General features: G+C 74.9%; 10 protein-coding genes. 4 read left to right on the top strand and 6 right to left on the bottom strand.

Annotated elements, in window-relative coordinates:
* Nucleotides 1-56 precede the first annotated feature (56 nt).
* Nucleotides 57-398, bottom strand: a complete 342-nt coding sequence (locus tag ABT300_RS37655) for a DUF5713 family protein (protein WP_351685835.1) — start codon at nucleotides 396-398, stop codon at nucleotides 57-59.
* Between the two features lie 86 nt (nucleotides 399-484).
* Here ABT300_RS37655 and ABT300_RS37650 point away from each other — a divergent pair, with 86 nt between their 5' ends.
* The gene (locus ABT300_RS37650) at nucleotides 485-1,282 is read left to right on the top strand and encodes an N-formylglutamate amidohydrolase (protein ID WP_351685833.1); all 798 of its coding nucleotides are present in this window, start codon (nucleotides 485-487) and stop codon (nucleotides 1,280-1,282) included.
* An 81-nt stretch (nucleotides 1,283-1,363) separates the two neighbouring features.
* Here the strand turns inward: ABT300_RS37650 and ABT300_RS37645 are convergent, their stop codons facing one another.
* The 3 genes from ABT300_RS37645 to ABT300_RS37635 are packed head-to-tail and all read right to left on the bottom strand — an operon-like array spanning nucleotide 1,364 to nucleotide 3,958.
* Entirely contained in the window at nucleotides 1,364-1,885 is a 522-nt protein-coding gene (locus ABT300_RS37645) for a hypothetical protein (protein WP_351685831.1), read from the bottom strand.
* Nucleotides 1,886-1,890: 5 nt separating this feature from the next.
* On the bottom strand, nucleotides 1,891-2,529 hold the full coding sequence (locus tag ABT300_RS37640; RefSeq protein ID WP_351685829.1) for an RNA polymerase sigma factor: 639 nt from the start codon (nucleotides 2,527-2,529) through the stop codon (nucleotides 1,891-1,893).
* A 7-nt stretch (nucleotides 2,530-2,536) separates the two neighbouring features.
* The gene (locus ABT300_RS37635) at nucleotides 2,537-3,958 is read right to left on the bottom strand and encodes a S8/S53 family peptidase (protein ID WP_351685827.1); all 1,422 of its coding nucleotides are present in this window, start codon (nucleotides 3,956-3,958) and stop codon (nucleotides 2,537-2,539) included.
* Nucleotides 3,959-4,157: 199 nt separating this feature from the next.
* Between ABT300_RS37635 and ABT300_RS37630 the strand changes: the two genes are divergently transcribed.
* Nucleotides 4,158-6,737 (top strand): CHAT domain-containing protein, encoded by a 2,580-nt coding sequence (locus ABT300_RS37630; RefSeq protein ID WP_351685839.1) that lies wholly within the window; start codon nucleotides 4,158-4,160, stop codon nucleotides 6,735-6,737.
* Nucleotides 6,738-6,780: 43 nt separating this feature from the next.
* Here the strand turns inward: ABT300_RS37630 and ABT300_RS37625 are convergent, their stop codons facing one another.
* The gene (locus ABT300_RS37625; RefSeq protein WP_351685825.1) at nucleotides 6,781-7,710 is read right to left on the bottom strand and encodes a carbohydrate kinase family protein; all 930 of its coding nucleotides are present in this window, start codon (nucleotides 7,708-7,710) and stop codon (nucleotides 6,781-6,783) included.
* Entirely contained in the window at nucleotides 7,707-8,393 is a 687-nt protein-coding gene (locus tag ABT300_RS37620; RefSeq protein ID WP_351685823.1) for a class II aldolase/adducin family protein, read from the bottom strand. The genes ABT300_RS37625 and ABT300_RS37620 overlap by 4 nt, the downstream gene beginning before the upstream one ends.
* Nucleotides 8,394-8,451: 58 nt before the next feature.
* On the opposite strand from ABT300_RS37620, the gene ABT300_RS37615 reads away from it, so the two are divergent.
* Nucleotides 8,452-9,102, top strand: a complete 651-nt coding sequence (locus ABT300_RS37615; protein ID WP_351685822.1) for a TetR/AcrR family transcriptional regulator — start codon at nucleotides 8,452-8,454, stop codon at nucleotides 9,100-9,102.
* Between the two features lie 262 nt (nucleotides 9,103-9,364).
* Complete coding sequence (locus ABT300_RS37610) at nucleotides 9,365-9,721, top strand: hypothetical protein (RefSeq protein ID WP_502978072.1); 357 nt, start codon at nucleotides 9,365-9,367, stop codon at nucleotides 9,719-9,721.
* Nucleotides 9,722-9,774: the final 53 nt, after the last annotated feature.

Raw genomic sequence — 9,774 nt, 5'->3', positions numbered from 1 at the left:
GGCTGCCCCACCGCCGGGGCCGGGGCGCGGCGCGTCCGCCGGTCCCGGTACAGCGCTCACCAGTCCCGGGGGGCGATCAGCTCCTCCACGTCCGCGTCCGCGAAGCCGTAGGCCCGCGCGACGAACCAGAAGTCCCCCGCTATCTCCTCCCGGGCCACGGTCTCGATCTCGCTGTCGGCCTCCCAGAAGGCGTCCTGCAGGGCGTTGAACTCCTCGGTGGCGGCGTGGGTGAGAACGTACAGCGCGTCGAGACCGGCGGGCCGCTCGGCCTCGACGCGCTCGCACAGCCGCAGCAGGACCTCCCTGCCGCGGTCGACCAGGTGATCCGGGTAATAGCCGTCCCGGTACAGCGCTTTCAGGAACGGGTGCTCCGCCACCTGCTCGTTCGTCGCCGCCATGCCGCTCCCTCGCTCGGTGCCCCGCCATGCTGTGATGGCGTCTCCGATCATGCACCACGCCACTGACAACGCCCCGGAGCAGCGAGATGACCCCTGACGCACCGTCCTTCTCCTTTCTGCCCGGCGCCGACGCGTCGCCGGTGATCCTCCATGTGCCGCACTCGGCGCGGGAGATACCGGCCGAGGTGCGCAAGGGGATCGTGCTGGACGACGGGGCGCTGGAGCGCGAGCTGGACCACATCACCGACGCGCACACCGCACGGATCGCCGAGGAGGCGGCCCTGCTGGCGGCAGCGGCTCCGTGGCGGTTCGTGAACCGGCTGTCGCGCCTGGTCGTCGACCCGGAGCGGTTCCCGGACGAGCGGGAGGAGATGCGGGCCGTCGGCATGGGCGCCGTCTACACCCGGACCACGCACCGCGAGCCGCTGCGGCCCGAGGACACCGACCCCGAGCCGCTGCTCGCCCGTTACTTCCGGCCGTACGCCCGGGCGATGGCGGACGCGGTCGGCGAACGGCTCGCGGCCGTCGGACGGGTCGTCGTCGTCGACGTGCACTCCTACCCGGCCGCGCCGCTCCCCTACGAGCTGCACGGTGACGGGCCGCGGCCGGCGGTGTGCCTGGGCACCGACGGCTTCCACACCCCGCCGGAGCTGGCGGCGGCCGCGCGGACGGCGTTCGGGGAGATCGGCGACACGGGCCTCGACAGCCCGTTCGCGGGGACGTACGTACCGCTCGAGTACTACGGGAAGGACCCCAGGGTGAGCGCGCTGATGGTGGAGATCCGCCGGGACGCGTACATGAGCGAGCCGGGCGGACCGGCCGGCCCGGGACTCACCCGGCTCGCGTCGGCGCTCGCCGCTCTCGTGGACGCCGTCACCGGCTGAGCGTCACCGGCGGCTGAGCGTCACCGAATGCGCGCTGCCGGACGGCCGCCCCGCACGGCCCGTCCCCGGGGGCGACGGGCCTCAGGCGCGCAGCCACTCCGTGACGACCACGTCCCCGCCGGTCCGCAGCCGCAGGGCGAAGGGTCCGGCGGGCGGTGCGGCGGAGGCGAAGCGGCCCAGGTCGTCGGCGGTCAGCGCGGCGCCGGCCCGGGGACCGTGCAGGACCTCGATCGACGCGGGCTGCGGCGGCATCAGCTGTCCCAGCAGCCCGTCCTCGGACACCTCGACGTCGACCGTGAGCTCGCCCGAGTGGAAGGTCAGCATGCGCGGCACGTCCACCGCGCCCCGCACGGGGACCGCGTCCACCAGCGAGTCGAAGGTCAGCTCGGCGATCCGCGCGTCCAGGTCGTACAGCGCGTAGGCCTCCACGGCGGCCCGCCTCAGGCCGGCCGGCACCGGGTCCAGGACGGCGGCGGCGTCGCGGAGCTCCTCCTCCATCCGGTCGTGGTCGAACTCCTCGTCGACGAAGGGGACGTCGCCGAAGAAGTCGTCCGGCTCACCGTCGTCCGAGGGGTCCATGGGGTTCATGTGCGTGTCGTTCATGCCGTTCACAGAGCTCCCCGTGCGTCGAGTCGGGCGCGCAGCCGGCGCAGACACCGCTGGCGCATCGGGCCGATGCTGCCCACGGCGATGCCCAGCGCGGCCGACACCTCCTGGTAGCTGGGCGGCGGTGAGGCGATCAGCACCCGCAGCAGCTGCCGGCAGCGCTCGCCGAGCGCCTCGAACTCCTGCCACAGGAACCGCACGCGCTCGCCCTGGGCGGCCGCCTCCTCCGAGTCCAGCACCGACTGCTCGGGCGTGCGGTCCTCGCTGGCCCGGTCGAGCAGGCGGGGATCGTCGGTGGGGGTCAGCCGCCGCAGGCCCTTGATCACTTTCAGGCACTCGTTGCGGGCGGTGCTCGCGAGCCACGACCCCGCCTTGTGCGGCTCGCGGATCCGCCCCAGGTGCTGGGCGAAGCGGAACCAGACGGTCTGGTAGACCTCGTGTCCGTCGGCCTCCGAGAGCCGGTGGGCGCGCACCACCGACCACACCAGTGGGCTCAGTCCCTCCACCAGCCCCTTCCAGGCCGCCGCGTCGCCGTCGACGGCGGACTGGACGAGCGCGCCGACCTCAGTACGGTCCACCGTCCCACCCCTCGTGTACGGCCTGTCATCGTACGCCGTGGCGGGGTGCGTCCCGGACCTCATGCGGCCCTCACGCGGGACCGACCGGGACCGGCCGCCAGGTGGGCGGCAGCAGGGCCGGCACGCCGACGCCCCGCACCTCGGCGAACTCGGCGTTGCCGGCGAGCAGTTGGCGGGCCGCGGCCCGGGGGTCGGTGAGTTGGTTCGCGCTCATGTGGGCGGCGACGAGGCCCGCGGCCAGCGGGGTCGCGAAGGACGTCCCGCTCCAGGACGCGAGCCCCTCGAACATCACCTGGTCCGGCTTGCCCGGGGCGGCCGCCTGCGCCTCGCTCAACACCCCGGTGTGGCGCGGGGACCGGCAGGTGCAGGCGTACGAGAAGCCGTAGCGGCAGGCGTCGTAGGTGGAGTGCTGGTAGACGTACGGGACGGGCGCGCCGAAGCCGGTGAAGGCGCTGACCAGCCGCTCGCCGGGGGCGTAGGCCTTCACCCAGGGGCCGTGGTTGCTGAAGCACGCGCCGAACGCGCCGTCGCCGCGCAGCGCGCCCACCGACAGGACCGCGTCGGCGTGTTCGGGCAGGGCGGCGTAAGCGGCCGGCCAGAACGGCGCCGCGCTGGCGTTGTTGCCGGCGGCCGCGACCAACAGGGTGTGCCGCGAGCGGAGTTCGTCCATGAACGCGGCGATGCCGAGCAGCCCGTCGACGCGGCCGTTGGAGGTGCCCGCGGAGAGGCTGAGGATGTCGGGCCAGCCGTCCTCGACGGCGTCGAAGAGTCTGTCGCCGAACTCGGACTCCAGGATCGCGCCCGCGTCGTTGAGCGTGCCGCGCACGGTGACGTCGGTGTTCGGCGCGACGGCCGCGACCAGCCCGGCGATGAACGTGCCGTGGCCGACGTACTGCTGCAGGACGCCGTCGTCGTCGGTCTCCCTGACCTGGAGGTCGCCTTCGGTGTGCGCCAGCAGCGGGTAGGAGCGGTAGTCGTGCGTGAGGCCGGTGTCGACGACGAGGACGCCGACGGCGCGCGCCGGGTCGTGGGCCGTCGCCGCGGGGCCGGGGTTGGGCGGGCCGGTGCGCGGCGCGGGCGCCGGCTCGTCGCCGGGGCAGGCGTTCACTGCGATCGACACGACGTGGTTGCGGCTGACCAGCCGGCGTCCCGCGCGCCCCTCCGTCTCGCGCAGCGCGCGCAACGCCCCCGCGACGGCGTGGTCGGCGGCGCGGCCGCCCTCCCCCGGATCGCCGACCCGGATGCGGGTGACGCCGGACCGGTTGGCCTGCGGGCCCGCGCGGCGCACATGGTCCGGGACGAGGCCCTCGGTCGCGGTGAAGTGCGTGCGGACGGCGTCCTCGACGACCTGGGCCTCCTCGCCGTCGCGGGCCAGGACGACGCCCTTCTCGTAGATGAACTCGGCGGAGTCGTCCGGTCCCATCGCCAACGGGACTCCGGGCAGCGAACGCTGGATCTGGTCGAACTGCTCGTGGAAACGCTGCGGCGCCATGGCGTGTCCTCCCCTGCAAGCCGGTGGTCGTCAGAGTGAGCCGCGAGGCGGTCGTCTGATACAGGCGTGCGACGGCGGTCGGGGGCACTGCGGTCGCGGCCGTGCGCCCCTTCGTCGCGAACCGGTGTGGTGTGCGGCTGTGAGCACTACCATCTCTGGAGTGACAGCGGGAAACGACTCGGTTCTCGAACTGCTGCCGATGGTCTTCGCCGCCCCGGGCGACGCGTTGTCGCGGGCGGAGGAAGTGCTCGACACCGATCCGACGCCGTTGCACGCCTCGATCGCGCACCAGGTGATCGGCATCTGGCAGCGGGACTGGGGGGACGTCCGTCTCGCCCTCGACCATCTGCGCCGCGCCCGGGACCTCGCGGCCCGCTCCGACTCGGCCGAGCGCGAGGCGGACGTCCTCGGCACGCTCGGCGTGGCGCTGGTGCACGCGGGCCGCACGAGGCAGGGCATGGCCGCGTTCGAGCGGGGCGTCGCCCGGGGCACGGGCCACACCCGCGCGCGCGTGCTCTACCGGCGGGCGTACTCCCTGTGGGTGCTCGGCCGGCATCGTGAGGCGCTGGAGGACGTCCGCCGGGCGATACCGGTGCTGCGCCAGGCGGACGACGTCATCTGGACGGCGCGCGCCCGCACCCTGCGCGCCACCGTGCACCTGGCGCTCGGCGCGGTGGAGCGGGCCGAGGCGGACTTCACCGCGGCCGAGACGCTGTGGGAGACCACCGGCCAGGAACACGACAAGGCGGACGCGGTGGAGAGCCGGGGGCTGGCCGCGTTCCACTCGGGGGACGTACCGGCCGCGCTGCGGCTCCTCGACGAGGCGCAGGAGCGGTACGCCAAGCTCGGCACGCCGACGTTCATGCTCGCCGTCCGGCGCTGCGAGGTCCTGATGGCGGCCGGCCTCGCCCCGGAGGCGCTGGCCGAGGCGGACACTGCGATCGGCGTGCTCGACGGGATCGGCGGACAGTCCACCCGCAAGGCGGAGCTGCTGCTGACGGCCGCGCGGGCGGCCCGGCTGGCGGACGATCCGGCGACGGCGATCGCCCGCGCGGCGGTGGCCGAGCGGCTCTTCGCGGGACAGCGGCGCACCTGGTGGGAGGCGCACGCGCGGCTCGTGCTCATCGAGGCCCGGGCGGCCACCGGACGGCGGTCGGGCCGCCTGGTCGCGGACGCCGCGCGGCTCGCCGAACGGCTGGCGGCCTTCCAGGCGCCCGCGGCGCCGGAGGCCTGGCTGCTGGCGGGCCGGATCGCGCTGGACCTCGGCCGGGCCGCGGACGCCGAGCGGTGTCTGCGGATCGCGGCGCGCAGTCGGCACAGCGGTCCGCCGCTGGCCCGGATGACGGGCTGGGCGGCCCGGGCGCTGTGGGCGCGGGCCACCGGTTCCGGCCGGGGCGTGCTGGAGGCCTGCCGGCGCGGTCTCGACGTGCTCGACGACCACCGCACGACGCTGGGGGCGTCGGAACTGCGGGCCCGCGCGACCGCGAGGGGCGCGGAGCTGGCCTCACTGGCCCAGCAGGTCAGTCTGGAGCGGGGCGGGCCGCGGCAGTTGCTGGCGTGGAGCGAGCGCTGGCGGGCCACGGCGCTGTCCACGCCGCCGACCCGGCCGCCCGCCGATCCGGCGCTGCTGAGCGGGCTCACCGCCTTCCGGGTGATCGCCTCCCGTGCGGAGGCCGCCCGCAGGGACGGCCGGCCGGTGCCGGCGCTGGAACGCGAACAGCGGCGTCTGGAGCGGGAGATCCGCTCCCGGACGCTGCACATCCGCGGGGTCGCGCCGTGGGGCGGCGACCGGTTCGGCGGCGGCCGGTTCGACGCCGGGCGGCTGCTGGACCGGCTCGGCGAGGCACGGCTGGTCGAGCTGGCCGTGCTGGACGGCCGGGTGCAGGTGCTGCTGTGCGGGGGCGGGCGGGTGCGCCGGTTCGCGGGCGGGCTGCTGGCCGACGCGGAGCGGGAGGCCGAGCACGTTCAGGCGGGGCTGCGCCGGCTGGCCCATCCCGGCGCGGAGGGACGGCTGCCGCTGGTGGAGGCGATGGGACGGCGGCTGGAGGAGCTGCTGCTCGGCGAGGCGGCCGGGCGGCTGGGGCCGGGGCCGGTCGTGGTGGTGCCGCCGGCCCGGCTGCACCGGGTGCCGTGGGCGCTGCTGCCCGCGCTGCGGGAGCGGGTGGTCAGCGTGTCGCCGTCGGCGAGCGGCTGGCTGCGGGCCCAGGAGACGCAGCCGCCCCCCGGCGGACGGCAGGTCCTGGTGCGCGGGCCGGGGCTGGCCACCTGCGGGGCGGAGGTCCCGGAGGTGGCCGGGCGGTACGGCGGGCCCGTCGTGCTGGAGCACGAGGACGCCCATGTGCCGCGTGTGCTGGCGGAGTTGGACGGGGCGGCGCTGGCGCACATCGCCGCGCACGGCACGTTCCGCGCCGACAGCCCCCTGTTCTCCTCGCTGCGCATGGCGGACGGCCCGTTGATCGTCCACGACTTCGAGCGGCTGGCCCGCAGCCCGTACCGGATCATCCTCTCCAGCTGCGACACCGCCCGGCTCGCCTCCGTCGGCGCGGACGAACTCCTCGGTCTGGTCACGGCGTTGCTGCCGCTGGGCACGGCGGGCGTGGTCGCGAGCAGCGCACCGGTCAACGACGCGGCGGTCGTTCCCCTGATGCTGGCCCTGCACGAGGGTCTGCGCCGCGGGCTGTCCCTCGCCGAGGCCCTGCTGGAGGCACGGTCCGCGCTCCCGGGGGACGCCCTTCACCAGGCGACGGGCTGGGCGTTCACGGCGTTCGGCGCCGCGTGATCGCGTCGGCGTCCCCGAAGCCCCCGGCGCACCGGGGGGCGGTTCACTGGCGGGTCTTGTGCGTCGCGGCGAACGCGTCGGCGGCGGTGAGGTCGAATTCGCCGTGGTCGCTGCCGAGTCCCTGGGCGACGAGCGCGGCGGCGGCGCTGCCGAGGACGGCGGCGTCGCCCGGGGCACGACCCAGACTGACGCCCCGGAGGTAGCCCGCGGAGAACGCGTCGCCGCATCCGGTGGTGTCGACGACGTCGATCTCGAAGGCGGGCACCGGCTCCGCGCCGTCGGCCGTCACCACGAGCGCGCCGTCCCCGCCGCGGGTGACGGCGACGACGCCCACGCCGGCGGCCAGCAGCTTGCGGGCGCCGGCGAGCAGGTCGCTCTCGCCGGTGAAGCCGAGGACCTGGTCCTCGTTGGGCAGCAGGTGGTCGATGTGGGGCAGGGCCGCCTCGATCTGCTCGAAGCTGCCGAGGACGCCGGGGGCGAGCAGGTCCACGGAGGTCACGACGCCGTGTTCCTTGGCGTACGACAGGATGCGCGCCGCCGCGTCGACGCCGATCAGCTCCGGGCCGCCGAGGTGCAGATGGGTCGCCTCGGCGAGGGCGTCCCAGGGGACGTCGTCGGGGCCGTAGGCGATGTTCGCGCCGAGCAGGTGCAGCGAGGGGCGGTCGCCGTTGGGCCGGATCGGCAGGACGCTCGCGGAGGTGGCGGTGTCGGTGCGGCGGACCAGGAATTCGGTGTCGACGCCGCCCCTGTTCAGCAGCTGGATCAGCATGTCGCCGGTCGGGTCGGAGCCGACGGCGCCCGCCGTGCGCACCTCGGCGCCCAGTTTGGCGAGGGTGAGCGCGGTGCCGCCGGCGGTTCCGGCGGCCGTCATGCGGATGTCGTCCACCAGGGTCGCGCCCTGGCCCTCGGGTATCTCCTGCACCGGCCGCACCAGTACGTCGAGTACGTGCACGCCCATCGTGACGACCTTCATCGGGCTTCCTCCTGTGCGGGTGGGACGGGGTGGGTGGCGCCGTAGTTCCGGGCGATCGCGGCCTCGACGACCGCGAGCTGCTGCTGTTCGTCGAGGACGCGGGGCCGGCCCATGGCGGCCGCGCGCTGGTAGACGCCGCAGGCCCATTCGAGGAGCAGCGCGTTCTCGACCGCCTTGGCGAGGGTCGGGGCGTGGGTGAGCGCGCCGTGGTTGGCCATCAGGGCGGCGCTGCGGCCGTCGAGCGCGGCGAGCACGGACTCGGCGAGTTCGGGCGTGCCGAACGTGGCGTACGGCGCGACCCGCACCGTGCCGCCGAGGGCGAGCAGCTGGTAGTGGACGCACGGCAGCTCGTCGAGCACGCAGGAGACGGCGGTGGCCATCGGGGCGTGGGTGTGCACGACCGCGCCGGCTCCGTAGCGGCGGTAGACGCCGAGGTGCAGCTCCAGTTCCGAGGTCGGCTGCAGGTCCCCGGTCACGATCTTGCCGTCCAGGTCCACCACGGTCACCTGGTCGGGGGTGAGGTCGGCGAGGACGGCGCCGGTCGCGGTGATCGCGACCCGGTCCTCGACGCGTACGCTCACGTTTCCTGCCGTGCCGATGAGGAGGCCTTCGGCCCCCAGACGCCGGCAGGCGTCCGCCACGGCGGTCCGCTCCCGGCCCGGCGTCGCGCTTGAGGCGGTCATGGGCGCGAAGGTAGCGTAAACGTGAAACAAAGTCACGTTCAGATTCGGAGGCAGTTCCTTGGTCCAGGCGACCGCGGGTCCCGACGGCGGCGTTCCTCTGCGCCGCACCCCCCGGCAGGCGCGCAGCAGGGCGCGTCTGGCGCTGATGCTGGAGGCCGCCGAGCGCATCCTGGTGGCGGAGGGCGTCGAGGCGCTCACCACGACCCGGGTGGCGGCCGAGGCGAAGGTGTCGGTCGGCTCGCTGTACCAGTACCTGCCCGACCGGAACGCGATCATCGACGCTCTCGCGACCGGGTACTTCGCCCGGCTGGAGGGCGTCATGGACGACCTGGTCCGGGCGGCGGCGCAGGAGCGGTGGGACGATCCGGTGGGCGTGCTGATCGACACGTACGCCGAGGTGTACCGGACCGAACACGGCTTTCGCGCCCTGTGGTTCGGCAGCGGGCTCACCGAGCGGACCCGGGCCGCGGACCGCGAGCACAAGGGCCGGATGGCCGACGGGATCCGCCGCGTCCTGCGCGCCCTGGGCGTGGCCGGCGACGACGAGAGCCTGGCCAGGGCGGGCCACACGGCGATCCTCGCCGCGGACGCCCTCGCCCAGGAGGCCTTCCGCCGCGCCCCGGAGGGAGACGCGCTCCTGCTCGACGAGGCGAAGACGATGCTGCGCGCCTACCTCACGGCGATCACCGCCCGACGCGACGGGGCCTGAGCGCGCCGGAGGCGGGTGAGCGCGCCGGAGACGGGGCGTGAGCGCGCCGGAGACGGCGCGGCGGGGCTGCGGACCCTCCCCGCACGAGCCTCCCGGGCTGCGGGGCGCGGGCACGCGCGTCCGGTGACGGGCGGCCCGCCGCGCCCCGGGGGGCCGCCGACAGCCGGGGAAATACGCCTGCCCGTGTGACGGGACGGCGGATACAGTCGGACGTCAGCAGACCGCACCGGCGGTCGTCGCACCAGGAAGCGAAGCGATTCCCGTGACCAGGCAGCACCGAGACACCACGACTCTTTGGCGCCCCACCGGCCCCAGAGAACTCGAGTTGGTGCGTGAGCTCGAGTGGCGCGCCTGGCCGCCCCGGCTCCCGGAGCAGCCGATCTTCTATCCGGTGCTCAACGAGGACTACGCGGTCAGAATCGCCCGGGACTGGAACGTCAAGCACGACGGGGCCGGATACGTCACCCGGTTCGAGGTCGACACGGAGTTCCTGCGGAGATATCCCGTGCAGCGGGCCGGCGGCCGCACGATTCTCGAACTGTGGGTCCCGGCAGAGGAGTTGACCGAGTTCAACGCGCACATCGTGGGCGAGATCCAGCTGGTCCACACGTTCTCGTGACGCCGGCGGGGGCCCCGTCCCCGCGAGGGAGGACGGGGGCCCCGGCCCCCGCG

Origin of the sequence: Streptomyces sp. NPDC001027 (genome assembly GCF_040299045.1) — a bacterium.
Lineage (GTDB): Bacteria > Actinomycetota > Actinomycetes > Streptomycetales > Streptomycetaceae > Streptomyces.
The sequence above is the reverse complement of the archived record's forward strand: the minus strand, read 5'-3'. Positions and strand labels throughout refer to the sequence as shown.

Coding starts and splice junctions, on each gene's coding strand:
- ABT300_RS37655 (WP_351685835.1), bottom strand. CDS start 398: ATGGCGGCGACGAACGAGCAGGTGGCGGAGCACCCGTTCCTGAAAGCG.
- ABT300_RS37650 (WP_351685833.1), top strand. CDS start 485: ATGACCCCTGACGCACCGTCCTTCTCCTTTCTGCCCGGCGCCGACGCG.
- ABT300_RS37645 (WP_351685831.1), bottom strand. CDS start 1,885: ATGAACGACACGCACATGAACCCCATGGACCCCTCGGACGACGGTGAG.
- ABT300_RS37640 (WP_351685829.1), bottom strand. CDS start 2,529: ATGAGGTCCGGGACGCACCCCGCCACGGCGTACGATGACAGGCCGTAC.
- ABT300_RS37635 (WP_351685827.1), bottom strand. CDS start 3,958: ATGGCGCCGCAGCGTTTCCACGAGCAGTTCGACCAGATCCAGCGTTCG.
- ABT300_RS37630 (WP_351685839.1), top strand. CDS start 4,158: ATGGTCTTCGCCGCCCCGGGCGACGCGTTGTCGCGGGCGGAGGAAGTG.
- ABT300_RS37625 (WP_351685825.1), bottom strand. CDS start 7,710: ATGAAGGTCGTCACGATGGGCGTGCACGTACTCGACGTACTGGTGCGG.
- ABT300_RS37620 (WP_351685823.1), bottom strand. CDS start 8,393: ATGACCGCCTCAAGCGCGACGCCGGGCCGGGAGCGGACCGCCGTGGCG.